This window comes from Prolinoborus fasciculus, from assembly GCF_056724605.1.
Genome location: NZ_JBWZQN010000007.1, coordinates 30,046 through 55,497 on the forward strand (window position 1 = coordinate 30,046; position 25,452 = coordinate 55,497).

The 25,452-nt window shown below is 41.9% G+C and carries 27 protein-coding genes; 13 read left to right on the top strand and 14 right to left on the bottom strand.

All coding sequences use genetic code 11. The features are described 5' to 3' along the window. Positions 1–47: 47 nt before the first annotated feature. Both kdsA and pyrG read right to left on the bottom strand, forming a co-directional pair. Entirely contained in the window at positions 48–905 is an 858-nt protein-coding gene (gene kdsA / locus AC1P5O_RS02745; RefSeq protein ID WP_004278721.1) for a 3-deoxy-8-phosphooctulonate synthase, read from the bottom strand. A 32-nt stretch (positions 906–937) separates the two neighbouring features. After that, positions 938–2,578, bottom strand: a complete 1,641-nt coding sequence (gene pyrG / locus AC1P5O_RS02750; protein WP_005100051.1) for a CTP synthase — start codon at positions 2,576–2,578, stop codon at positions 938–940. Positions 2,579–2,809: 231 nt separating this feature from the next. Here pyrG and AC1P5O_RS02755 point away from each other — a divergent pair, with 231 nt between their 5' ends. Then, positions 2,810–3,226: a hypothetical protein gene (locus AC1P5O_RS02755; protein WP_499005602.1), complete on the top strand. Its 417-nt coding sequence runs from the start codon at positions 2,810–2,812 to the stop codon at positions 3,224–3,226. A 57-nt stretch (positions 3,227–3,283) separates the two neighbouring features. On the opposite strand, the gene AC1P5O_RS02760 is transcribed toward AC1P5O_RS02755, so the two are convergent. The 3 genes from AC1P5O_RS02760 to AC1P5O_RS02770 all read right to left on the bottom strand — a co-directional run bounded on the left by AC1P5O_RS02760 (position 3,284) and on the right by AC1P5O_RS02770 (position 7,053). After that, positions 3,284–4,396 carry a YheT family hydrolase gene (locus tag AC1P5O_RS02760; RefSeq protein ID WP_348942144.1) on the bottom strand — a complete coding sequence of 371 codons (1,113 nt, stop codon included), beginning with the start codon at positions 4,394–4,396 and terminating at the stop codon, positions 3,284–3,286. Between the two features lie 71 nt (positions 4,397–4,467). Then, a complete protein-coding gene (locus tag AC1P5O_RS02765; RefSeq protein ID WP_348942146.1) occupies positions 4,468–4,878 on the bottom strand; it encodes a nuclear transport factor 2 family protein in 411 nt (136 codons plus the stop codon). Positions 4,879–5,028: 150 nt separating this feature from the next. Then, positions 5,029–7,053, bottom strand: coding sequence for an NADPH-dependent 2,4-dienoyl-CoA reductase (locus tag AC1P5O_RS02770; RefSeq protein ID WP_004278728.1), 2,025 nt, complete (start codon positions 7,051–7,053; stop codon positions 5,029–5,031). Positions 7,054–7,219: 166 nt separating this feature from the next. Here AC1P5O_RS02770 and AC1P5O_RS02775 point away from each other — a divergent pair, with 166 nt between their 5' ends. The 4 genes from AC1P5O_RS02775 to AC1P5O_RS02790 all read left to right on the top strand — a co-directional run bounded on the left by AC1P5O_RS02775 (position 7,220) and on the right by AC1P5O_RS02790 (position 10,424). Then, positions 7,220–7,762 (top strand): PadR family transcriptional regulator, encoded by a 543-nt coding sequence (locus tag AC1P5O_RS02775; RefSeq protein WP_004278730.1) that lies wholly within the window; start codon positions 7,220–7,222, stop codon positions 7,760–7,762. A gap of 20 nt (positions 7,763–7,782) precedes the next feature. Then, positions 7,783–8,715: an alpha/beta fold hydrolase gene (locus tag AC1P5O_RS02780; RefSeq protein WP_348942148.1), complete on the top strand. Its 933-nt coding sequence runs from the start codon at positions 7,783–7,785 to the stop codon at positions 8,713–8,715. Positions 8,716–8,734: 19 nt separating this feature from the next. Then, positions 8,735–9,439 (top strand): SIR2 family NAD-dependent protein deacylase, encoded by a 705-nt coding sequence (locus tag AC1P5O_RS02785; RefSeq protein ID WP_348942149.1) that lies wholly within the window; start codon positions 8,735–8,737, stop codon positions 9,437–9,439. Positions 9,440–9,524: 85 nt separating this feature from the next. Continuing rightward, positions 9,525–10,424, top strand: a complete 900-nt coding sequence (locus tag AC1P5O_RS02790; protein WP_348942151.1) for a LysR family transcriptional regulator — start codon at positions 9,525–9,527, stop codon at positions 10,422–10,424. Between the two features lie 247 nt (positions 10,425–10,671). On the opposite strand, the gene map is transcribed toward AC1P5O_RS02790, so the two are convergent. After that, a complete protein-coding gene (gene map, locus AC1P5O_RS02795; protein ID WP_348942153.1) occupies positions 10,672–11,466 on the bottom strand; it encodes a type I methionyl aminopeptidase in 795 nt (264 codons plus the stop codon). A 350-nt stretch (positions 11,467–11,816) separates the two neighbouring features. Here map and brnQ point away from each other — a divergent pair, with 350 nt between their 5' ends. The 3 genes from brnQ to AC1P5O_RS02810 all read left to right on the top strand — a co-directional run bounded on the left by brnQ (position 11,817) and on the right by AC1P5O_RS02810 (position 14,892). Beyond that, positions 11,817–13,103 (top strand): branched-chain amino acid transport system II carrier protein, encoded by a 1,287-nt coding sequence (gene brnQ, locus AC1P5O_RS02800; protein WP_004278737.1) that lies wholly within the window; start codon positions 11,817–11,819, stop codon positions 13,101–13,103. Between the two features lie 280 nt (positions 13,104–13,383). Continuing rightward, entirely contained in the window at positions 13,384–14,265 is an 882-nt protein-coding gene (locus tag AC1P5O_RS02805) for an IS982-like element ISAba9 family transposase (RefSeq protein WP_004282326.1), read from the top strand. Between the two features lie 408 nt (positions 14,266–14,673). Next, a complete protein-coding gene (locus AC1P5O_RS02810; protein ID WP_004645284.1) occupies positions 14,674–14,892 on the top strand; it encodes a hypothetical protein in 219 nt (72 codons plus the stop codon). A gap of 113 nt (positions 14,893–15,005) precedes the next feature. On the opposite strand, the gene AC1P5O_RS02815 is transcribed toward AC1P5O_RS02810, so the two are convergent. Further along, positions 15,006–15,464 carry a hypothetical protein gene (locus AC1P5O_RS02815; protein ID WP_005103432.1) on the bottom strand — a complete coding sequence of 153 codons (459 nt, stop codon included), beginning with the start codon at positions 15,462–15,464 and terminating at the stop codon, positions 15,006–15,008. 117 nt (positions 15,465–15,581) lie between these two features. Here AC1P5O_RS02815 and AC1P5O_RS02820 point away from each other — a divergent pair, with 117 nt between their 5' ends. Beyond that, positions 15,582–16,445, top strand: a complete 864-nt coding sequence (locus AC1P5O_RS02820; protein WP_499005607.1) for an alpha/beta hydrolase family protein — start codon at positions 15,582–15,584, stop codon at positions 16,443–16,445. A gap of 199 nt (positions 16,446–16,644) precedes the next feature. Here the strand turns inward: AC1P5O_RS02820 and AC1P5O_RS02825 are convergent, their stop codons facing one another. Beyond that, positions 16,645–16,866 (bottom strand): hypothetical protein, encoded by a 222-nt coding sequence (locus AC1P5O_RS02825; RefSeq protein WP_005103435.1) that lies wholly within the window; start codon positions 16,864–16,866, stop codon positions 16,645–16,647. Positions 16,867–17,069: 203 nt separating this feature from the next. On the opposite strand from AC1P5O_RS02825, the gene AC1P5O_RS02830 reads away from it, so the two are divergent. Both AC1P5O_RS02830 and AC1P5O_RS02835 read left to right on the top strand, forming a co-directional pair. Continuing rightward, the gene (locus tag AC1P5O_RS02830) at positions 17,070–17,465 is read left to right on the top strand and encodes a transposase family protein (RefSeq protein WP_008306679.1); all 396 of its coding nucleotides are present in this window, start codon (positions 17,070–17,072) and stop codon (positions 17,463–17,465) included. Next, on the top strand, positions 17,413–17,883 hold the full coding sequence (locus AC1P5O_RS02835) for an IS5/IS1182 family transposase (protein ID WP_017482311.1): 471 nt from the start codon (positions 17,413–17,415) through the stop codon (positions 17,881–17,883). The genes AC1P5O_RS02830 and AC1P5O_RS02835 overlap by 53 nt, the downstream gene beginning before the upstream one ends. 14 nt (positions 17,884–17,897) lie before the next feature. Here the strand turns inward: AC1P5O_RS02835 and AC1P5O_RS02840 are convergent, their stop codons facing one another. The 5 genes from AC1P5O_RS02840 to AC1P5O_RS02860 form a co-directional block, all read right to left on the bottom strand. Further along, a complete protein-coding gene (locus AC1P5O_RS02840; RefSeq protein ID WP_228722566.1) occupies positions 17,898–18,524 on the bottom strand; it encodes a hypothetical protein in 627 nt (208 codons plus the stop codon). Between the two features lie 160 nt (positions 18,525–18,684). Further along, on the bottom strand, positions 18,685–21,324 hold the full coding sequence (locus AC1P5O_RS02845) for a bifunctional aconitate hydratase 2/2-methylisocitrate dehydratase (protein ID WP_005103437.1): 2,640 nt from the start codon (positions 21,322–21,324) through the stop codon (positions 18,685–18,687). Between the two features lie 297 nt (positions 21,325–21,621). Further along, complete coding sequence (locus AC1P5O_RS02850; protein WP_005103439.1) at positions 21,622–21,891, bottom strand: hypothetical protein; 270 nt, start codon at positions 21,889–21,891, stop codon at positions 21,622–21,624. Positions 21,892–22,099: 208 nt separating this feature from the next. Then, on the bottom strand, positions 22,100–22,459 hold the full coding sequence (locus tag AC1P5O_RS02855; RefSeq protein WP_005103441.1) for a hypothetical protein: 360 nt from the start codon (positions 22,457–22,459) through the stop codon (positions 22,100–22,102). A 112-nt stretch (positions 22,460–22,571) separates the two neighbouring features. Next, positions 22,572–23,006: an I78 family peptidase inhibitor gene (locus AC1P5O_RS02860; RefSeq protein WP_005103443.1), complete on the bottom strand. Its 435-nt coding sequence runs from the start codon at positions 23,004–23,006 to the stop codon at positions 22,572–22,574. Positions 23,007–23,356: 350 nt separating this feature from the next. Between AC1P5O_RS02860 and xseA the strand changes: the two genes are divergently transcribed. Together xseA and xseB are read left to right on the top strand one after the other, a co-directional pair. Beyond that, positions 23,357–24,628: an exodeoxyribonuclease VII large subunit gene (xseA, locus tag AC1P5O_RS02865; protein ID WP_005103444.1), complete on the top strand. Its 1,272-nt coding sequence runs from the start codon at positions 23,357–23,359 to the stop codon at positions 24,626–24,628. Beyond that, the gene (xseB, locus tag AC1P5O_RS02870) at positions 24,618–24,812 is read left to right on the top strand and encodes an exodeoxyribonuclease VII small subunit (RefSeq protein WP_005103445.1); all 195 of its coding nucleotides are present in this window, start codon (positions 24,618–24,620) and stop codon (positions 24,810–24,812) included. The genes xseA and xseB overlap by 11 nt, the downstream gene beginning before the upstream one ends. Positions 24,813–25,040: 228 nt before the next feature. Here xseB and AC1P5O_RS02875 read toward each other — a convergent pair whose 3' ends face one another. After that, positions 25,041–25,241, bottom strand: coding sequence for a hypothetical protein (locus AC1P5O_RS02875; protein WP_005103446.1), 201 nt, complete (start codon positions 25,239–25,241; stop codon positions 25,041–25,043). Between the last annotated feature and the right edge of the window lie 211 nt (positions 25,242–25,452).

Here is a 25,452-nt window from a genome sequence, read left to right on the forward strand (position 1 = left end):
AGTTGATTAATATGAGCTGCCTATACGGCAGCGCAAGAGTGATAAACTCAGTGTGTATCTAACTTTTCGAAACCTTTAACCAAGGTATCCAATTCTTTTAGCTGTGCCAGGAACGGCTCAAGCTGAGACATGCGCAGCGCACATGGACCATCACACTTGGCTTTTTCCGGATCTGGATGTGCTTCTAAGAACAAACCAGCAAGACCTGTTGCCATACCCGCACGCGCAAGCGTTGTAATTTGCGCACGACGACCACCGGCAGAATCTGCACGACCGCCTGGGGTTTGTAAGGCATGGGTCACATCAAAGAACACAGGAACATTCATCTCTTTCATGATGTCGAAGCCCAGCATGTCTACAACCAGATTGTTATAGCCAAATGCCGAACCACGCTCACAAATAATCAGCTTGTCATTTCCAGCTTCCAGACACTTATGCAGAATATGGCGCATTTCGTGCGGAGCGAGGAACTGGGCTTTTTTGATGTTGATGATCGCATCCGTTTTTGCCATGGCTTCAACAAGATCCGTCTGACGGCTTAAGAAAGCTGGCAATTGAATAATGTCTGCCACTTCTGCAACAGGAGCCGCTTGGTACGGCTCATGCACATCGGTGATGATCGGCACATTAAAGTGTTTTTTAATGTCAGCTAACCACTCGAGACCTTTTTCCAGGCCTGGGCCACGGAAAGAGTTCAGGCTTGAACGGTTGGCTTTATCAAAGCTGGCTTTGAACACATAAGGAATGCCCAAACGTGTGCAGATATCGACATAAGTCTCTGCAATTTCAAAAGCCAGGTCTTTAGATTCAAGTACATTCATTCCGCCGAATAATACAAATGGCAAATGATTTGCCATTTGTATATCGCCCAAACGTACAATTTCTTGTGGTTTTAATTGCGACATTTAAACTTCCCTAGTTGTGTCCTACGCACCGATTATTTGGTTTTTTGGTACTGCTTTTTCGCAGCATCAATGAAACCTGCAAACAACGGGTGACCATCACGTGGCGAGCTGGTAAATTCCGGGTGGAATTGTACTGCAATAAACCAAGGATGTGCAGGAATTTCAACAGTTTCTACCAAATGCTGTACCGGAGAATAACCAGAAATCTTCATGCCTTTTTCTTCCAGCACTGGGATATAACGGTTGTTCATCTCGTAACGGTGACGATGGCGCTCGATGATTTCTTCAGAACCATAAACTTCTGCAGTTTTAGTCCCTGCAACCAGTTCAGATTTTTGCGCGCCAAGACGCATCGTACCACCCAGATCAGAATCAGCAGAACGTTGCTGAACTTCACCACGCTCATCTAACCATTCAGTAATTAAACCAATCAATGGAGATTTCGTTGAACGGTTAAATTCAGTCGAAGTCGCATCTGCAATACCAGCAACATTACGTGCGTATTCGATCACAGCCAACTGCATACCCAAGCAAATACCGAGGAACGGCACACCGTTCTCACGTGCGAACTGAATCGCCTTCATTTTGCCTTCAGTACCGCGCTCACCAAAACCGCCAGGAACCAGAATCGCATCAGCATCTTTCAATACTTCTGCTACATCTTGGCTTTCAAGCTCTTCAGCGTTTACGTAGTCGATCTGAACTTTCACACGGTTTTGAATGCCCGCATGTAGAAGTGCTTCGTTTACAGATTTATATGCATCTGGAAGTTCAACGTATTTACCGACCATCGCTACACGTACAGTGTATTCAGGGTTCAATAATGCTTCTACCACGTTATCCCAATCTGTTAAGTCAGCTTCAGGAAGATCGTTATAACCAAAACGTTCACAGATTAAATCGTCAACATTTTGTTCGTAGAATGTACGTGGAATCTGGTAGATCGAACGTGCGTCTTTACATACCACAACGGCACGTGCTTCAACGTTGGTAAATAATGCAATCTTACGCGTCGTATCTGCATCTACATCGTATTCTGTACGGCAGATGAGAATGTCTGGCTGAATACCAATCGACAGGAGTTCTTTAACAGAGTGCTGTGTTGGTTTGGTTTTTAATTCTGCTGCAGACTTAATGTATGGGAGTAACGTTAAGTGCATTAACATGGTACGTTTATGACCAAGTTCAACCATTAACTGACGTACAGATTCCATGAATGGGAGAGATTCAATGTCACCTACAGTACCGCCGATCTCTACGATCGCAACGTCATAACCTTCGCCTGCACGAAGTACACGCTCTTTGATATTGTCAGTAATGTGTGGAATAACTTGCACAGTACCACCCAGGTAGTCACCACGGCGTTCTTTATTTAGAACATCCTGGTAAACACGACCTGATGTGAAGTTATTCAGTTTGGTCATTTTCGCACGACGCAAGAAACGTTCGTAGTAACCCAAGTCTAAGTCTGTTTCAGCACCATCTTCTGTAACAAAAACTTCACCATGCTGGAATGGGCTCATTGTCCCTGGATCGACATTAATGTATGGATCCATTTTTACCATGGTCACTTTTAAACCACGAGCTTCTAAAAGTGCAGCAACAGAAGCAGCTGAAATACCTTTACCTAGTGATGAAACTACACCACCAGTAACGAAAATAAAATGGGTCATTGGGTTTCTCGTACAATCGAGCCTAAATCGGCCTGCAATGTTGCGCAATTTTACTTTACCTTGTACCTAGAAAGCAAAGTCAATCCGCATCAATTCAAAGAACAATAAACAATTGACTATTCTAACAGCAATTCCTATAAAAAATTACAGTAAGTTCATATGATTTCTATCTTGCATTTTGCTGCTATAATAGTGTATCCCCTCCACACTTTTATGTTTGATGCAATGATGATGAAGAAACTTTTAATCTCCACCCTAATCCTGACTGGCCTGACATTAACTGCGTGTGTAAAAAAAGAAGCACCAAAAGAAGAAGAGCAAGTAGAAGTTACTCCAGCATCTGAAATCTCGACTCCAGAACCAACGCAATTTGAACCGCTTGAGCCTGTAGAGCCAACGGTAATTGAAGAGGAAGTAGTGCCAACGGTTGAAATTCAACGTGAGCAAACTGAAAATACCACGACTGAAATCCGTCGTGAAATCAAAAAGCCAGAAACCACTGAGCCGGCACCAGTGCCTGAAACCAGAGAAGAACCTGCGTCAAAGCCTGCTGAGACCACACCTAAAACCAATTCAAATCCAGAAAACAAATCTGAGGATGATGCGGTTGCTGACGCGATTGCCGCAGCGATGCCAGCACTTGACTGATTACAGGATCATTCATCAAAAAAACCCAGCAGATGCTGGGTTTTTTATTGGAACTTTTTAAGCAGATACTGTTGCCGGTGCACGCGATAAGTGAATCAAATAGTCTGCCATTAGTCGGGTAGCCCAAGATTCGGTTTGCATCAAGCCCTGATAAAAGCCGCAATGACTGCCTTTTTTTGTGGTAATTACCATAATATTGGACATCGCCCGAATTTTTTCTTTATAGGGTTCTAAATTTCGGATGTGACACACCGGATCATCCTCCGCATTTAAAATCATCAGCGGAATTTTGACACTTTCAAACACATAAATCGGATTGGTTGCTTGAGTATAACTTGCATAATCCGCAAATCCGGCCAGTTCAAAATACAGTTGTTCAAATTCGGAAAGATCTTTAACGTCTAATAACTGTTTCCAGCTTGGGCAGACCTGCCAGGTTTCCTGATAAGGATGAATAAAGCGCTTAATCAGTTTTTTAGCCATGACTTTACTGTAAAACGGATGCACATTGGCAAAACCGGTTTCAGTGTTATAGCCAGGGCATAAGGCAAAAGCTGCTTTTAATGGGGTTTGCTCACCTTCTTCACCCAGATAACGCACTAACAATCCCGTACCCGCAGAAGAGCCAACTCCATAGAGATCGGACTGAGGAAATCTGTCCTGTATATACAAGAGTTGTTCACGCAAATCCTGAGTTGAACCAAACAGGTTCATTTTAGGCACAGGCATGGGTAAGTCTGCATGACCACGGCGTAAACACAATGCCACACGCCAACCGGTATGTTTATGCAGATCACGAACCAGTTCACGCATCGATTCAGGAGAACCGGTAATAGTATGGAGTAAGACAATGGTTGGCGTACTTGCCGGAAGATCCAGCCCATACCAGGCAATACCGGTAATTCCGCCATCTGACATTTTCAGCTGTTCAAGCGCATCGTATTTCAGCTTAATGGTACGTTTTTTAATTAAATCAAAATACAGAATATGTGCGTGTGCATTGGCTAACCAAGGTGTAGGACGATATTTTTGTTGCAGCTGCGGTAAGCGTTCAATGAGTCCTGAAAATACACCATTCGGATTGTAATACAGGGTCGGCTCGTCTGCTCCGCTGAAACGATCCAGATATTCACTGGAAAGCTGACCCAATTTTTTAAGCAACATTTTCATCTGTCATCCCCCCTCTAGTTGTACTAGCTGTGATTTACAAATTTCATGCCGACTTGAATCAATAGTTCGAATTAAGTTTTAGCTTGGAATAATTGCATCCGCTGGCCCATCTGTACAGCCAAGGCTTCAAGTCCGGACTTAGGTCGAATCATGACTTCAAAATCAACCATCTGACCCTCTTCATTAAACTGAATCATGTCAACTCCCTTTAGTTTTTTATCGCCCACATTGGCAGAAAACTCAAGTACGACATTGTTACCATCTTCACTTATAAATTCACGGTGATAGGTGAAATTTTCAAAGACTTGAATGACATTGGTCAAAATAAAAAATACCACCTGTTTTCCAGGATAAGGCTGAAAAGCCACAGGCGAACGAAATACCACTTCTTCAGCAAGCAGCTCATTCAAGATCGACATATCACGGCTTTCTAGCATCTCATGCCAGCGTGCAATGGATTTTTTGGTATTTTCGATGGTCATTTTGAATTCCTTTTTTGTTTTAGTATTAAAATACTCATCCCTTTTTAAAGGTGAGAAGTACTGCTTCGCAAGGGGGATTCTTTCTTACAAATCCTCTCCCTAACCCTCTCCTTTAATAAAGGAGAGGGGAAAAAGCAGGTTTTAATATTTTCAGATCACCGCTGCCAATTCAGCACCCTGACGGATGGCACGTTTGGCATCCAGCTCACCCGCTTCTTTTGCTCCACCAATCAGATGCACATTTTTACCCGCCGCTTTTAGCTCATCAAACATGGCGGTATAAGATTCCTGACCAGCGCAAATGATCACGTGATCGACTTCTAGTACCGCAGGTTTGTCATTTACGATTATATGTAAGCCCTGATCATCAATTTTTTCATAATTGGCGCCCGCAATCATTTTTACATCACGGTGTTTTAAACCAGTACGATGAATCCAGCCTGTGGTTTTACCCAAACTTGCGCCGACTGAAGCGGCTTTACGTTGCAATAAATAAATTTCACGTTGCGGTTTTTCTACATTTGCAGCTTTTAAGCCACCGACATTTTCATAGTCAGTATCAATACCCCATTCATCATAGAATTTTTCCGGATTGATACTGCCACTTTCTCCTTCATGACTCAGGAATTCGGCTGTATCAAAACCAATACCGCCTGCACCAATAATGGCAACTCGCTGACCCACTGGCTTACGTTCTTTCAAAACGTCCAGATAAGACAGTACTTTTGCATGATCAATACCTGGAATCTCAAGTTGACGCGGTGTCACGCCTGTTGCCACCACAATGTCATCAAAGTTTGACTGAGCCAGTTCTTCCAGACTCGCCTTATGGTTCAGCTGCAATTTAATACGTGGCTGTAATTCAATCTGGCGTTTGAAATAACGCAAGGTTTCATAAAACTCTTCCTTGCCTGGAATGGTCTTGGCAATATTAAACTGCCCACCAATCTGAGCAGCGGCTTCAAATACCGTCACCTGATGACCGCGATTTGCCGCATATACAGCAAAACTTAAACCTGCAGGACCTGCACCAATCACGGCAATATTTTTTGCCACATTGGTTTCTTTAAAAATGAGCTCTGTTTCATAGCAGGCACGTGGATTGACCAGACAGGTGGCAATTTTCATTGAGAAAATATGATCCAGACAGGCCTGATTACAACCGATACAGGTATTGATCTCATCGCTACGACCCTGCTCCGCTTTCAGGACAAACTCAGAGTCTGCCAGCATCGGACGGGCCATAGAAATCATATCAGCATCACCAGACGCCAATACATATTCAGCCATTTCCGGAGTATTAATACGGTTTGAAGTGATTAAAGGAATCTTCACCTGACCTTTCAGCTTACGCGTGACCCAAGTGAAGGCTGCACGTGGCACTTTGGTGGCAATCGTCGGAATACGCGCTTCATGCCAGCCAATGCCAGTATTGATAATGGTCGCACCGGCTTTTTCAATTTCTTTGGCCAACTGGATGACTTCTTCCAGAGTTGAACCGCCTTCGACCAGATCCAGCATAGATAGGCGATAAATAATGATAAAGTTCTCACCGACCATTTCACGGGTACGGCGTACGATTTCAATCGGGAAACGGATGCGGTTTGCATAGCTTCCACCCCACTCATCATCACGATGGTTGGTACGCGCGGCAATAAACTCGTTAATCAGATAGCCTTCCGAGCCCATGATTTCTACACCGTCATAATCGGCGTATTGAGCCAGCTTGGCACAATTGGCAAAATCATCAATGGTTTGCTGCACTTCAGCCGAAGTTAAAGCATGCGGTTTGACCGGATTGATCGGTGCCTGAATTGGGGATGGCGCGACATTTTCAGCCTGATAAGAATAGCGTCCGGTATGCAAAATCTGCATGGCAATTTTCCCGCCCGCCTCATGTACGGCCTGGGTAATTACCTTATGCTTTTCAGCTTCTTCAAGAGTGTCAAGTTTGGAACCACCATGAAACGTCACCCCATGATCATTTGGTGAAATCCCGCCGGTGACGATTAAAGCGACTCCACCTTTGGCACGCTCTGCATAGAAAGCTGCCATCCGATCATATCCGCCGGGTGCCTCTTCAAGACCAACGTGCATGGAACCCATTAACACGCGGTTTTTAAGCGTGGTAAAACCCAAGTTCAATGGGGCAAGTAAATTCGGATATTTAGACATTTCAACTCCTGAGCGTGCGTTTAGGCTGGCTATTGTTTTAGCAACTGGCAGTTTGATCCCTCAAACTTTCCAGTTTAATGCAACTTGTTGCACTAATTTATATGCCAGAATTGATTTTTATGCAACATGTTGCATAATAATCCTGAGTCACTTTTTTGAGACGCTTATGTCTTTAGCGCATGTTTTATTGACCAGCCTGATTGAAAAGCCCAGCACCGGAATCGAACTGGCCCGCCGTTTTGACCGATCCATGGGCTTCTTCTGGAATGCCACTCATCAGCAGATTTATCGCGAGCTGAATGCCATGCTACAAAAAGGCTGGATTTCCACGCTAGAAGAGGAAGATTCCAATAGCCGCAAAAAGACTTATCAAGTGGAACGTCTGGGCCGGGAAGAACTGGCCAACTGGATGCTGCAACAAAGCCCACCGGCACAACTGCGCGAAGAACTGATGGTGCGTTTACGTGCCGAAGCCCAGCTTGGTGGCAATAACACCTTGGCAGAGCTGGAACGCCATCTAGAACTGCATAAAGAAAAACTGAAAACCTATCAGCAGATTTTTGCCAAGGACTTTGCCGAAGCGGACGAAACTGACCGTACCCTGTATATTCATAAAATGATTTTGCAACTGGGGATTGATCAGGAACTGGGCTGGATTTCCTGGCTGGAACAAGTCATTCCGCGACTCAAACAATTTGACGCAAAATAATTCTAAATACGGAGACACACATGCCCTTTTATCGCATGCCCGATGGTGAGCAACTGTTTGTACGCGAATACGGTCAGGGACAGTCGGTACTGGTACTCTCAGGACTCGGCATGCTGAGCTGGCAATGGAAAGCTTTTCTCTATCCGCATCAGAAAAATTTCCGTTTTATTATTCCGGAATGGCGCGGCTTTGGGGCTTCCAGTCACTGTAATATTCCGCAAGATCTCGATGCGATTTCCAGTCACTGGCTGGATGTACGTTCAGTTCTGACCCACCTGAAATTAGATCAAGTCATCGTCATTGCCTATTCCATGGGTGCGACGACAACCATGCATGGGCTGCACTATGGTGACTTTGCCAAACACATAACAGCTTATTTGCACATTGATCAAACTCCTAAAATTCCGGTTGATGATACCTGGGCTTTTGGCCTTTTTGGTCCACGTCATCAGGAATTTATCGACATCCTGCAGCAGCTCTCTGCCCTACTTGCACAATACCGGCAAGTTGAATTGATTCGCGATCTTGACGTTTCTGTCCGTAAACAAATCGCTGTCCTATGGCTAAAGTTTATTCAGCTACAAAATGAACAAAAATATAGTCTGAAAGCTTTCGAATTCATCCTAAATCAACCTCGCCTGCAAAGTCTGTTATTGCCTTCCAGTCGGGTGGATTATATGGCGTGGTATATCAACAATTATTTGTATCATCGTGAGGATTACCGAGAGGCATTGGCCCAACTTACCTGCCCAGTGACTTTTTTTAGCGGCGTACAATCGAAGCTGTATCCTTTTGAAGGTCAGCGCCTGATTGCAGAAAGCCTGCCTCAGGCCAAACAGGTACTTTTCAACAAATCCGGCCATACACCTTTACTGACTGAACCGCTAAAATTTGCCAAAGAGCTTAGCATCTTCTTAAAAGAAAATTCACAATCTAGCACTTCAGCTGCCTAAAGATTCAGGAGACAGAACAATGAAAAAGTTGGTGGTCTTTTCCGGTGCAGGCATGAGCGCCGAAAGTGGCATTAATACTTTTCGCGACAGTAATAGCCTTTGGGAACAGTATCGTATAGAAGAGGTGGCAACACCTGAAGCTTGGGCCAAAAATCCAGAACTGGTGCAACGCTTTTATAATGCCCGCCGTAAAAACATTCTGGAAGCACATCCGAATGCTGCCCATCAAGTGATTGCGGATCTTGAAGATGAGTTTGATGTGCATGTGATTACCCAGAATATTGATGACTTGCATGAACGTGCCGGCAGCTCCAAGGTGATTCATTTACATGGCAATATTCGTCTGGCCAAAAGCTCAGGCCCCGATGCACAAAGCACGACCGAGTTTTATCCAATTGAAGGTTCTGAATTAGATTTAAATCAACACTTTTGCAAGGCAGGCTATCCGCTGCGTCCTCATGTGGTCTGGTTTGGCGAAGCCGTGCCCGCGTATGAAGAAGCTCAAGACTGTGTACAGGATGCCGATATTTTCGTGGTAATTGGCACCAGCTTGCAGGTTTATCCGGTCGCCGGGTTAATTCATGAGATTCCTGCGAGCTGCCAAGCCTATTACATCGACCCGAAAGCCGAGCAGCAGCATTTGCCTGCACAATTTTACAAGATCGCCCAGAGCGCGACCGATGGCATGCAAACACTGCTAGGTTTACTTAAATCCGCGAATTAAAATCTTTATGCACTACATTCTCTGATTGACAGTATGCAACAATCAATTTTTAATCAGCTTATCGTTGCAAGAATGGAATTAAACCATGCTGTCTGATCTGGATGACTTTTACTGTTTCGCGCAGGTGGTGGAACATGGCGGCTTTAGTGCAGCCGAACGTGCAACCGATATTCCCAAATCCAAACTTAGCCGCCGGGTGTTTAATCTGGAAGAGCGTCTGGGTGTACGTCTGATTCAGCGCAGTTCTCGTCATTTTGCCGTGACCGATATCGGCATGAATATTTACCGGCATGCCCAAGTCATGCTGAGTGCTGCACAGGCGGCGCATGATCTTGTGGATCATCTGAGTACCGAACCGCGCGGAACTATTAAAGTCAGCTTGCCCGTCTCTATTGCCCAGAATGAACTGGCAAAAATTCTGCCAGATTTTTTGAAAAAATATCCTGAAATTAAAGTCCAGATGATGATCACCAATCGACGGGTCGATATTATCAATGAAGGCTTTGATCTGGCCTTACGTGTCCGTTCCAGCCTGGATGATGACCCAAATCTGGTGATTCGCCAGTTTGAAAAAATTGAGCAGCACTTATTCGCAAGTCAAGGTTACTTAAATGAATTTGGTGAACTGAAAACCCCTGAGCAACTGGCTGAGCATAAAATCCTGAGTATGGCCGAAGATCATACCGAACAGTTTCTGACCTTACAAAATGAACAGCAGGAACAGAAAAAAATCCGTGTCAGTCCAACGGTCATGGGGTCTGATTTAAATATGCTGGCACAACTGGCCGCGTCAGGCTCAGGCATCACTTTATTGCCAGATAATGTGGTCGAGCAGTATGTAGCAAGTGGTGAACTGGTTCGAGTGCTTCCCGATTGGAAAGCACCGCATGGTATTTTCCATGCGGTTTATCCTTCACGTCGCGGCTTATTGCCCGCAGTACGGGTCTTTATTGATTATCTGGTTGCTGAATTAAATCAGCGCTAAGTGATACGCTTTTGAGAAAAATGAACAAAAAAATAGCTCATTCTTGGGGAAAAATGAGCTAGAGAAACTTTCACTACAGCATAGTAAGCGAAAAAAAGGAACCTATGTATCTGACTCTTAGTTTAATCAGATATAAAATCCTAAACCACTGTTTAATGTAGTGTTTTGTATTTTTTCGTCAATAAGCACAAGTGAGTTGTAATTTATGTAAGTGGATTAGCTTAATAAAGATCATTCAATCAATATTTTAAATCTCCGGATACTCACCTGCGCCTTCAGGCCAAGGAGACAAGACTTCAAATCCGGTTTCGGTGACATAGACCATATGTTCCCATTGGGCAGACCAGGATTTATCCGTGGTGACCACAGTCCAGCCATCTTTCAGCTCTTTGACGCGAGCTTTGCCCATATTCACCATTGGCTCAATAGTAAACACCATTCCCGGAACCAATTTAATGCCCTGACCTGGCTGACCATAATGCAGAATGTTTGGCTGTTCGTGATAGACCTTGCCGATGCCATGACCGCAATATTCACGCACAATGGAATAGCCTTCACGCTGTGCGACCGTTTGAATCGCATAACCAATATCACCCAAGGTCGCGCCCGGCTTTACCGCATGAATCCCGGCCACCATAGCTTCATAAGTGGTATTGACCAATCGCTTGGCTTCTGGAGATGGGGTTCCAACATAGTACATCCGGCTAGTATCACCGAAATAACCGTCTTTAATAATGGCCACATCAATATTGATAATATCGCCATCCTGCAGAACGACTTTTGATGATGGAATGCCATGACAAACCACTTCATTCGGTGAAATACAGGTGGTTTTGGTATAGCCATAATAGCCAATATTGGCTGGCGTCACTTTTAATGTATTAACAATAAAATCATGACAGAGATCATCCAGATATTCAGTCGTGACACCTGGCTTGACATGTCCCCCGATCATCGCTAAAACCTCTGCAGCCAAACGCCCAGATATCCGCAGTTTTTCAACATCTTGCTCAGTTTTAAGACTAATCGCTGGAGCTCGCATATACCTATCCTCACTATGAATCCCTGAATTATAATCCCTTTTTTGCGAAATATGTCGCAGTTGTTGAGTTTCAGCACAGCAATTTTCCTTGAAATAGGAATTTTCACTGTTGCTTATTTATACAAACAATAACTGACACATTTTGATATCAAGTGCAGATATTTTTTGAGCTTATAAGAAAAAATATATTTTTCAGCGAATTATCAAACATATATTTCTACCAAGATTTGAATGACCGGTTATGTGATCCGCAAACTCACTAGAATCAAGGCTTCCAGCCTTAAAATAAACTCCAAAAAATTGGACATATACACTAAAATCGCTTTCTTTTGTTCTATTGATCTCCCTTTATGACAAGTCTGCGTACCCGGGATATTGTCGCCCTAGGTTTTATGACCTTTGCACTATTTATTGGTGCGGGCAACATTATCTTTCCACCGATTGTGGCTCAACAAGCCGGTGAACACGTATGGCTCGCTGCTTTAGGTTTCCTTATTACAGCAGTCGGCTTACCCGTGATTACCATTATTGCGTTGTCTCGCGTTGAAGGCTCCATTCAGGCACTAAGCTCGCCTCTGGGCAAAGCAGCCAGTATTTTGCTGACTGTAATCTGTTACTTAGCTGTTGGCCCTTTATTTGCGACGCCACGTACCGCAACCGTTTCTTATGAAATCGGTTTTTCATCTTACTTTGGCAATGAATCTGGCAGTCTGCTCATTTACAGCATCATCTATTTTGCTGTGGTCACCATCGTGTCCTTATATCCAAACAAGATTCTGGATACTGTCGGCTATTTCCTGTCGCCACTTAAAATTATTTCTTTGATAATTTTGGGTGTAGCAGCCGTGATGATTCCTGCCAGTAATCCGCCTACAGCGATCGATAATTACGTTACCAGTCCAGTGACTGAAGGCATCGTGAATGGTTATTTAACCATGGATACTTTAGGCGCTTTAGTTTTCGGTATTGTGATTGTCAAAGCCATTACTTCACGTGGCGTAACCGATAAAAAACTGATTACCAAATATGCGGTCAATGCCGGCATTATCTCTGGTATTGGTTTAACTCTGGTGTATTTAAGTCTGTTTAAACTTGGACTAGGTAGCCATGAGATTGCACCAAATGCAGCCAATGGTGCCATTATCCTGCATGCATATGTACAACATGCTTTTGGCGATATGGGTGCTTACTTCCTGTCTGGCATGATTTTTATTGCCTGTATGGTGACTGCAATTGGTCTGACTTGTGCCTGTGCTGAGTATTTCTCCAACTTGACCAAGATTCCATACAAGATCTTTGTATTTGTTCTGGTGGGCTTCTCACTAGTGATTTCAAACCTGGGTTTAACCAAACTGATTGCTGTTTCGGTTCCAGTCTTAAGCGCGATTTATCCGCCTGCAATTAGCGTCATTATGCTGAGCTTCTGTGCGAGCTTCTTCAAGAAACCATCTCATGTGATTGCGCCAGTGACCCTGGTGGCCTTGATCTTTGGTATTTTTGACGGATTAAAAGTCGCTGGTTTTGAATTGCCTGCATTACTGCAAAACTTACCTCTATCAGAACAGAATCTGGCCTGGTTTATTCCATCCATGATTGTATTGCTGATTACAGCTGTGATTGACCGTATTAGAAACTAAAATTTCTAGGATGTCTGAAAAATCGTATTTTTACCCAAAATCCGGTTTGAGCGTGATCAATAATTGTCAGGTTTTACCCAAACGGGCATTTATTGTTTCTTCATCATGGCATCAAATCACCGCTGTAAATCTGGATACTAAGATTTTCTATAAAATATGATGTATAGAATTGCACTTTAATTATTTTATTTTTTTATACCCCAATCTCAACTTTTTAAGTGATTGAAATAAAAAGGACATAACCCTATTTTAGTTTCCACCAAGAAATTAAAGCAAAGTTATGTCCATTGAAGAATTTATCATTTTTGTCTATGTAATCATAGAAGAACTTTATCCCATTGTTGTTACTCAGCCCCTGAGAACTCGTGGTTTTCCGCCTGCTGTTACTGATGCAGAAATCATCACTATGCAAATAGTAGGTGAATTTCTTGGTTTAGATACAGACAAAAATATTTGGATGTATTTCAAAAACAATTGGTTAGAATGGTTTCCAAAATTAGGATCTTATCCCAATTTCTGTAAACATTGTGCAAATCTGTGGCATGTCAGTCAATCCATTATGGCACAGCTCATTCAGCGTTATGGTTCAGATAACATTCACTTTATTGATGGCTTCCCACTCCCTGTCTGTAGTTATACCAGAGCTAGAAAGCATAAAAACTTTAAAGAATACGCAGGTTTTAGTTATTGTGCTGCAAAACAAGAAAAATATTATGGTTTCAAAGCTCATATCGTCATTAATCTTTCAGGCATGATTTCGGGTTATACCTTTGCACCTGCTCATTGTGATGAGCGAGATGTTGCACCTGAAATTACGAATGATATTTACGGTTTACTGGGAGCAGATAAGGGCTATTTAAGACCAGAATTGAAACGATATTATGAATATCAGGGTATTGATTTACAAACACCCTTTAGAAAAAACATGATAGATTTCAGACCTAAAGAGACACTGCAAATACTGATGAAAGCCAGAAGAAAGATTGAAACAGTGATTGGTCAATTAACAGATCGCTTTCACATTCAGAAAGTGAGGGCAAAAGATCTATGGCATTTAACCCACCGCATAACTCGTAAAATTCTGTCGCATACAATTTGTGTGGTGCTAAATAAAAAGCTTGGTCATTCACCAATTCAATTCGAAAATCTTATTTTAAGTTGAGATTGGCGTTTTTTTATATAAATATAAACAGAAATTTTAATTTCCTGATTTTAGATACTTATTGTTGCCAACTTAAACCAAGTCCCCCTCCGAGTCATACGCAAGCTTACAAAGTATTGATTAACACTACATATCTTTGGCGTAGAATTTGCATTTTCTATCTGGTCGCATTGATCAAATGATGACTACATCTTATTTCCAAAATTAGCTGGAGGTGAAATCTGAAAATATAATTCTTGCCTAATCAAGTGATTATGTAGTTATACGACTAAAGATGACCATTTTGACTGTAAAATCCTGCCACAGCAGTTGCAAAGGTCCAAATTAAACAGTACAACTATATATTCAATTCTGACTGATTAAATCTGCTTTAATCTTCAATAACATAAATAAATGGGAGGGATGGAGATGTTATCATTACATTTCAACAAGCAAGTCTTCATTGACGCTCTTAAAGCCAACAACACCAATCTGGTGACATTTATATGCACCACTTTTGCACTCATGCTGACTTTAACCGTCCATTGCTTAATTCAAGGTAATCTAAAACTTGAATACTTTGGCTATGCACTGATTGTCTCAGCTGCATTTTTCCTATGGGCTGCCATAGACCAGAAATACCGATAAACAAATTTTAAATTAGCCCAGATGGATGATTTGGCCAGTCATCCATCTGGTGAAAAAAGTGTTTTAACTTTCAAGCATTCCAGTATCCTTTCAGAATAACTATAAAAATAAGATTAAAATAATCCGATAAATGCTCCATAGAGCAAAATCCCTGTCCCGCCCAATTCTGCGACAATTAAACCTAGCATGGCGAAAGTCATCAAACTTCCTGGCAAATGAAATTTACCCAGTTGATGCGGCTGTTTAAACTGATTCGTCGTGTCTTTCAGGAAACCATGCAACATATAAGCGGCAATCGAGAAGCTAAAAAACAGAATATTGACCAGTACGCAAATCAGATTCACCATACTCGGCAACACTGAACAATAGGCTAGCACTGCCAGAATTAAAGTTGCGGGTGCATAAAGTAGGCTGCTACGATGTGCAATATCGACATAATAATGTGCACGTGACTGAGGCGATTGACGAATCTGCCAATATTTCCAGACGCCGGTGAACATCCCGATCCACAAGAATATTCCACTAAAAATAATGGCTATTTTAACGGCCAGCTCAAGTTCCATTAGCTGCATAAGTTTATTCCATCTCTATTATTTTACTGACTTTTAAGTCATGTTTTCCCCAAGCTACCCTGCTAAAAACCTATACAGTAAAAGCTTCATGGGATGATAAAAATCATAGTGTAACGTATGTCTGAATTTGAAACATTGACTCTCCAGTGCCAAGATGGCTATCGCTTAAGTGCACGTTTTTATGCAGCTATTTCTGAAACTGACAAACTTCCAGTATTAGTCTGCCCGGCAACTGGCATTACTAAACAGTTTTATCATCAGTTTTGTGTGTGGTTACAAGCGCAAGGCTATGCGGTTATGGTCTTTGATTTCCGGGGGATTGGTGATTCACTACATGGCCCGTTGAAAAATTCAAAAGCCAGTATTGTGCAATGGGGTCAACTGGATATACCGGCCGCAATAGATGCTTTATCAACGCGTACTAATGCAGAAAAAGTGATACTACTTGGACATAGTGCCGGTGGTCAGCTTTTAGGAATCGTACCAAATCATCATAAAGTCGCAAAAGTGGTGGCTGTCTCTGGCTCTACCGGACATGTGAAAGGACTCAAAGGCAAAACCAAGTTACTTGCGCCAGTGATGTTTAATGTCATTTTCCCACTGGCACGCTTCACTAAAGGCTATGGCCCGACTCAAGCGATTGGTATGGGTGAAAACCTGCCGAAAGATGTAGCTCGCGAATGGGCGCAGTTCTGTAGTAAACCGGGTTATGTAATCAACGCGATTGGTAAAAATATTGCACCATCCCATGATTATCATGCGCAAATCACCTGCCCTATGACTGTAATCTGGTCATCGGATGATGAGATTGCCACCGAAGCCAATGTGAAAGATTTACTACGTTTATATCCAAACGCAAAAACCCAAATAATTGAACTTAAACCTAAAAGTTATGCCTATAAGGCCATTGGTCATATGCTGATGTTTAAAAAATCGCATCAGAATTTATGGCCGGTGATTGAGCAACAATTGGCTGTTTAAATCAGATTTAGATGGTTATTTGCAGGCTGCTGTGTTCTAATACGCTTAGTTTGAGATGAGCCTCTTACAGTATATGGGCTTGACCTATATACGACTAGCCCCTAACCATGGGGCTTTTTATTGTCTGAATATTTTAAAACGTATATAAAAATGGGCTGACGATAACGCCAACCCATGTCTTTCTTTATCGAATTAAATATTATTTTGTCTCAATGTCATAAACCCAATTTCGTGCCTGTTTGTCTGTGGTCGTTTCACAAACATAATAGTCGTGATCCCATGAATCAGGATGGAAGATTTCCTTTTTGGTATAAGTGACATTTTTGCCTTTTTCGACACAGATAAAACTGTCACCTTGGTCTTTGACTTGGGTTCCATTGAGGAAACCACCAATACAGAGGAAGCGGGATTGTTTGGGCATTTTACGTCAACTTTCAATAATTTTTAATGTTTGAATTAAATAATATATTTAATAAATGTGTAATTTACAGAAGTTTTTTAATATATGACTATCTGAAAAATGATATTACTTTACATTAGATCTCTTTCATAAATCAAAAAACGACCTTCTTTTTGGTTAATATTTGCACTCCGGATTTCTTGGCATTCGTGCATAATCTGCGGATGAAATACATCGATTCAAACAAGCTTTCTGATCCTCAGTTCAAGCGATACACAGGCATCTCATGGTCAACTTTCTATTTGATGGTTGAGCAATTGCAGAAGCATGTCTCTGCCAAAGGCAGACCGCCCAAGTTAAGCCTGGAGGATCAGGTTCTGCTCTGTCTGAGCTATTGGCGGGAATACCGAACCTTATTTCACGTTGCGACGAGTTACGGGGTTTCAGAGCCCACAGCCTCAAGAATTGTCCGTCATGTTGAAGACTGCCTGATTCGGTCCAATCTGTTTAATTTACCCAAAGATTTACCCGAGGGCGAAGGCATCGACTGGAATGTTGTGATCGTGGATGCCACGGAAATTCCAATCCAAAGACCTAAAAAAACAGAAGAAAAGCTATAGCGGCAAGAAAAAGACCTATACCTTTAAAGTACAGGCCATGATTCACTACAAAACTCAGCAAATTATGAGTTTATGTACCAGTCGCGGTGCAGTGCATGATTTCGAGTTGTTCAAACGCAATTTAAACCAGATTCCTTTTGGGGCTTTTATCCTTGCAGATAAAGGCTATCAGGGGATTTATGTGTTGTATCCGAATAGCCTGTTGCCATTAAAAGCCAAAAGACACTGTAAATTGGATCCTGAATTGAAAATCTATAATCAAGAAATCAATAAAAGAAGAATCGGAATTGAGCATGTATTTGGCAGCCTGAAAACCTTCAAAATTCTTGCTGAGCGTTATCGAAATAGAGGTAAAAGGCTTGGTTTGAGATTCAATTTAATCGCTGGAATCTACAACTTGGAGCTGAGTAAAAAATGATTTATGAAAGACATCTATTCTTCATAAAACCACATTTGTACTACCAGCATATTATTAAAAGTGTCTTGATAAAATGCATATTGGAAAATCTCAGGATTATCGCCCTTTCTTTTAATATTCTTAAATTTATTAGAATAATAATCCTCCATTTGACTTTGTTGTTCTATCCAATTTTTATCAAGGATTGGTGAGAATAGAGGAGTTGAGTGTATTGACCCCTTATATTTCTTTCCAAATTCATAATAATAAAGTCCTAGAGCACAACATTTTAAAACTTCTTTTAATCTATCTCTATCTATTGTTAACTCTAAAGCCTCAAAAATATCTTCTGACTCTGGATCTTTTATTTTTACTGTTCTAGCTGTCGATAGTAATTTTTCTTTTAGTTTAGAAATTCGATCCTTTCTGGTCCAAGAACGCATTACCTTACTTTCAAAATTTAAAAGTCCATATTTACCCGTTTGAATCGTCATTGACAAAACATTAAACAGATATTCATCATCACCTGACTTCTTACAATTATGATCCACGCATGAAGGTGCCTTGATTAGGGCTTTCCTTAAATCTAGGCTAATATCTTTTAAGTCCTTCTTTTCTGGAAATAAGCATTTTGGTGGCACGTGTTCTTTTGTTGTCGCCAAATTATCACACATATAGCAAGTATGATTATTCATATAAAAAAAATAAGGGCTGATTACTCAGCCCTTATCTTATACCGCTTATTGCTTAATTAACAAAGCAAATCATAGATTTGCTCTTGCGCTAGGGAAAAGCCTTTCGGCTTTTCTTAGTCCTAGCTCATTAAGTTAACTGAGCAGCAGCAATTTTCTTAGTATCAACGTCTTTAGCAGCGTTAGTATATTCGCTCATCTTGTCGAAGCTTAAGTATTGATAGATGTCAGCTGACATGCTGTCAATTTGAGCTGCGTACTGTTGGTATTCTTCTGGAGAAGGTAATTTACCCAATACAGCAGCAACAGAAGCAAGTTCAGCAGAAGCCAGGTAAACGTTAGCACCTTGACCTAAACGGTTCGGGAAGTTACGCGTAGAAGTCGATACACAAGTCGTGTTCGGAGCTACACGTGCCTGGTTACCCATACACAATGAACAACCTGGCATTTCAGTACGCGCGCCAGCTTTACCATAAATGTTATAGAAACCTTCTTCCATCAACTGATGTTCGTCCATACGCGTCGGTGGAGCGATCCACAAACGAGTTGACAATGCACCACCAGGAACTTTCTCAAGCAACTTACCAGTTGCACGGAAGTGACCGATGTTAGTCATACAAGAACCAACGAATACTTCGTCAATTTTCGCGCCTTGAACGTCAGAAAGAAGTTTTGCATCATCTGGATCGTTCGGGCAGCAAAGAATAGGTTCTTTGATGTCTGCAAGATCGATTTCATACACTTTCGTGTATTCAGCATCAGCATCCGCTTTGATCAGGCTTGGATTAGCCAACCATTTTTCCATGTTCTCAACACGACGAGCCATAGTACGCGCATCGCCATAACCTTCAGAAATCATCCACTTCAACATGGTGATGTTTGAACGAAGGTATTCAGCAACTTTCTCTTCAGAAAGTGTGATAGAACAACCTGCAGCAGAACGTTCAGCAGAAGCATCAGAAAGTTCGAACGCTTGCTCAACAGTCAGGTCAGTTTCCATTTCTGTTAAGTCGATCTCAAGGATACGACCAGAGAAGATGTTTTTCTTACCTTTCTTCTCTACAGTTAAGTCACCTTCCTTAATTGCGTAGTAAGGAATTGCATGTACAAGGTCACGTAGAGTGATACCAGGCTGCATTTTACCTTTGAACTTCACAAGTACAGATTCAGGCATGTCTAATGGCATAACACCAGTTGCTGCAGCGAACGCTACAAGACCAGAACCCGCCGGGAATGAAATACCGATTGGGAAACGAGTATGCGAGTCACCACCAGTACCAACGGTATCTGGAAGAAGCATACGGTTTAACCAAGAGTGGATAATACCGTCACCTGGACGTAGAGAAACACCACCACGGTTCATGATGAAATCAGGAAGCGTGTGTTGCATTTGAACGTCAACTGGTTTTGGATACGCAGCTGTGTGACAGAAAGATTGCATTACCAGGTCAGCAGAGAAGCCTAGGCAAGCCAAGTCTTTCAATTCGTCACGAGTCATTGGACCTGTTGTATCTTGCGAACCAACAGTAGTCATCTTAGGTTCACAGTAAGTACCTGGAAGTACGCCTTGACCTTCAGGAAGACCACAAGCGCGACCAACCATCTTCTGAGCTTGAGTGAAACCTTTGCCAGTTGCAGCAGGTTGAACCGGAGTACGGAACATTGTAGATACTGGAAGACCTAAAGCTTCACGAGCCTTAGTCGTCAAACCACGACCAACGATCAGGTTAATACGACCGCCAGCACGTACTTCGTCTAGAAGTACTGGAGTTTTAAGTTCAGCTTCAGCGATTTGCGCGCCGTCTTTGAACGCAGTTACTTTAGCAGCAGCGTGATCGATCTTAAGAACGATTTCGTCGCCCATGTTCATGTTAGCAACATCGATCTCGATCGGTAACGCACCAGCATCTTCCATCGTGTTGAAGAAAATTGGAGCGATTTTAGAACCTAGGCAGTAACCACCGTCTTTTTTGTTCGGGATGTGCGGAATGTCGTCACCGAAGAACCAAAGTACAGAGTTAGTTGCAGATTTACGAGATGAACCTGTACCAACAACGTCACCTACGTAAGCAACCTGGTTGCCTTTCGCGATCAATTCTTTGATTTGGTTAAGTGGACCTACTTCACCAGGAACTTCTGGATTGATCCCGTCACGTACGTTTTTCAACATTGCATTTGCGTGCAATGGAATGTCTGGACGGCTCCAAGCGTCTTGTGCAGGTGACAAGTCGTCAGTGTTGGTTTCGCCAGTTACTTTGAAAACAGTCAGTTTGATTTCTTCAGGAACGTCTTTACGGCTAGTGAACCATTCAGCGTCAGCCCAAGACTGCATCACTGCTTGAGCATTTGCGTTACCAGCTTTTGCTTTATCAGCAACGTCATGGAATGCATCAAATACAAGAAGCGTTTTTTTCAATGCTTCAGCTGCAAGTTCAGCAAGCTCAGCATTATCTAAAAGTTCAACTAAAGGTGCTACGTTATAACCACCAAGCATAGTACCTAGTAAGTAAACAGCACGTTCTTTAGAAACGAGTGGAGAGGTTGCTTCACCTTTTGCCAATGCAGCTAAGAACGCAGCTTTTACATATGCAGCTTGGTCAACACCTGCTGGTACACGGTTTTCAAGCAAATCTACCAAGTATGCTTCTTCACCAGCTGGCGGGTTTTTTAGTAGTTCAACTAATGCAGCTGTTTGGGCATCGTCAAGTGGCTTCGGTGGGACTCCGAGTGCGGCACGTTCTTCAACGTGTTGGCGGTAAGCTTCTAGCACAGTGTTATTCCTCTTTTTTAAAAAATTACTTATGAATTCCTGCTTATTCCAAGCTTCATAAATAATATGGACTCCGAAATTTTACTAAATTTCCAGTTAAAAGTTAATGCAACTCAAGTGTTTCTTCGTGATGCTCGTTATTTTATAACTAAATGATGCTCTTAATGATTATTCCATAATCAGTTCCAGCTTACACCACACAAAACAAGCCCATGAATAGGCCCTTTTAACTGAATTTAATGCATAAAAAAGGCAACCCTGATGTTGCCTGATTTGAAGTTAAAAAGATACTCCACCTTAGTGTACAGTGGTCGAGTTTAAATACTGCTGATATGAGTCTCGGCAGCCTTGGAATTTCACCACGCATTCATCTTCATAGGTGCTACTGTGATTATTGCTGGCAAAGGAAATATCAATCTGATAAAGCTTTTTATCTTGTTCTAGCATCTTCTTTAAAACGACTTTGTCACCAACGCTGAGTACATAGCGACTGCCGCCAATAATGACCACACCTTCTTCATCTTCCAGCAGTAGATCAGAATGATGCAAATATCTTACGACTTCCATATTGTGCTACTCCTTGGTTAATTGGAGTTAAATTCATTATTCAATATAAAGATAAGTATTTCTATATTTTAGATTTAAAAATTGTCACAAAGTGTACATTTTGCTTAGGCTATTTCTATTTTTCAGTCTTTTGAAGATGCGTATGTTTAAATACATTTAATGGGAAATATTAGTTGGAAATTTTATCCAGATATAAAAAAACCGTCCTTTAGAACGGTTTGTAATCTGGTAATTCATCATGCGGTGTCGCAATACACTTTGCAGTAAATTCAGCGCGGACTTTTTCACGGGCTGCTTTTACATCTACCTTAATCTCTTCGGCTGGAATCGCATAGACTTCATCAATAATATTCAGGATAAAACCTTTGGTGGTTTCATCATCGATCTTGTTAGCATGCTCGATTGCTTTTTCTTTCTCAATCGCATTCTGACGATCCAGCATAATGGTACGCGCCGCATTACCGACGCTTCGACAATAACCTTGCCACTGCTCTTCAGGGGTTAAGGGTTTCTTCTCGGCACAACCGGCCAGCGCCAGCATAAACGATAAAGCCAATAACTTTTTCATGAATTTCTCCTTCCGAGGGGCAATATAAAAGATCGGGGAAGATTTGTCATTTCAAAATGCCAGTTGTATGGAATTAAAAAAGCCCACTAATGGGCTTTTTCATTTTGTGTAATTAACCACATGAAGCCTGGATAATCTTTTTGCTTGTAGGATCCACCGTTACAGTCACTCGTTCTTCACGATAATCCATCGTCACCGCTTGACCCGGCTCAACCATACGTACAATTTGTGCCTTGGTTTTCTGCTTGATTTGCGCTTCAGTCAAATTGGACTGACCCACCAATGCCGCTGCCTGATCAGCAATACATTTAGGTTGATTCATGTGCAGTAATTCCCACTCCTCGACCACCTGACCATTCTTTAAATGGCAATATCCGACCTGACCATTGCTTTCAGTACGAATCTCAAGCTTGCCACCCTGATTGACACAATAAGCGCTTGCAGGATTCGCTGAACCTATTTTAGGAGCTTCCGTCTCAGATTGCGGCGTGGTGGTACATGCGCTTAGAGCGAAAGCCAGCAAACCGAACAACATTGTTTTTTTCATGAGAGCCTATTCTTCTTCAATAATTCTTCACCAATTTAGCATATTTCCTTGTCCTTGCCAGAGACAAGTCTGTGTACATTTTTAACCGTACTTTTTCATTAAAAAATGGAAATAAGACCTTTGTAAATTAAGGACTTCAACGCTATAACTTCTTTCAATGAACAAGAAAAACAGAAGAGAAGAACCTCTACAAAATACGAAAATTCCGGATGAATAGTCTGAACCAAGTAATTATGCACCTCAATAGCATTGCATTGTCATTACATCAATCAAATATGACTTCACTTTTAGATTTGTGATCTGTGCTGGATTGATTTAATATTTGATTGAATTTTAAACTTTCTATTGGCATGACAGACGATCCTCAACTCTCCCTCAAGGAATATCTTGCTACGGTTCAGGAAGTGGTCAAACTCACTTTCGATACACCAGTATGGGTCAAAGCCGAGATTCGTAATCTAAGTATTAAAGCTGGCCATTATTATCTGGAGCTGGCAGAAAAAGAAGTCGATAGTGATCAGGTCATTGCCAGTTGCCGAGCAACCATCTGGAAATTTAGTGCCCAGAAAATTGTCACGCAGTTTGAACGTGAAAGCGGGATTGAGCTGAGTCGTGATTTGAAAGTGCTGATTAAAGTCAAAGCTAATTTCGATCCGCAGTATGGTTTTTCTTTAAATATCGTTGAAATTGATTCAGGCTATACCCTGGGAGATATTGCCCGGCGTTATCAGCAGATTGTTGAGCGCTTGACAACTGAAGGACTGATTCAACGCAATAAAAACTTGCCCAGCCCTTTTGACCTGAACCGGATTCTGGTGATTGCTCCCGAAAATGCAGCAGGCCTGGGAGATTTCAAAAAAGATGCCGATGCACTACAGCGTGCGCAGGTGTGTGAGTTTGTCTATCACAGTGCGACTTTTCAGGGAAATACCGCCCCGCAAAGTATTATGTACAGTCTGGCACAAGCGCTCAAACAATGGGCTCAGACCTATAACACTGCCCCGGATCTGATTGTGATTATACGAGGGGGTGGCGCAGTCAATGATCTGGCTTATTTGAATGATTATGATCTGGCTGCCCTGCTTTGCAAGCGTTCGGTGCCGGTATGGGTCGGCATCGGGCATGAAAAAGACCGTACCATTCTGGATGAGATTGCGCATCGCTCCTTTGATACTCCGAGTAAAGTCATTGCAGGAATCCGCAATCATATCTTTGAACTAACCCAGGATGTCCTGAATTATCTACAGCGCATTCAGCGTTTATCCCAGCAACAGATTCAAGCTTATCAAAATCAGAATGATCAATTTTTGAAACTGATTCAAAGTCTGGCCAACAACCAGATTATGGATGCGCTGCAACGTCTGCAACAGATCAAGGCCAATACTACCAGTCTGGCCCAGCAGCATACCCAGCTGATTAATCAGCAGCTTGATGCCCTGATGCGGGAAACGCTACTACAAAATCCTAAACATGTTTTATCCAAGGGTTATGCCATCGTGCGCCAGCAAGAACATGTGGTTGCCTCTATTCAACAGATTCAGTCCAGCGATCTGGTTGAAGTCGAATTACATGACGGCATTTTTTCAGCACAACTTATACAGGTACTTCCTCATGAATCATGATACTTTGAGCTTCCAACAAGGCTATGACATCTTGAAAAAGAATGCGGAATTGCTCGAATCTCAGCAAGAACCGGATATTGATAACTTGATGAAAATCGTGGAAGAATCCATGACCGCCTATAAAGCTTGCAAGGCACGGGTTGAAGCGGTTCAAACTGCGTTAAATGATACTTTTAAAGATTAATTGGATGTCATTTCAAATATTAGCTTAGACTATTCTGCTAGATTGAGTTGACATAAAAGCTCTCATTCATGGGGGCTTTTTTATTAAGTGAAAAAAATCATTTCAATGACTATTTAAATTTTCTAGATGGGGATTTTGATCAATCCGCTCAATTCTAAATGGGAAATATTGTATTTTCATTCTCATCCACCAGACGATAAAAAGCCCAATATTGAATTGGGCTTTTTATTACTCTTCAATTTCTATAGGATCACCGTCTTCAGGGCGAATATGACGCGTCCCATCATCCGCAGGATCAACACTAGAACCATCTTTGGTAATAGCATTGTACATTTCATCCTCTTTCTTATCATCGATAAATTCTTCATCTTCGAAATCTTGAGGCTCACTATCGTCGTCAAAGTTCAAAGGCTTTTCTTCATTTATCATGGCGATCCATCACTTATTTAACCAATAAAATATCATGCTCAAATATTTGAAAGATTCATTCAAGAGTCAACGATGATCATTTGTGTAACTGAATAAACACAATAGTCATTGGAACATTACTTTTCTATCGACAAAAAAATGCCTCCTTAGGGAAGGAGGCTGAAATTGGAAAGAAACTACAGCGATAGAATCTATTCATGAATTATATATA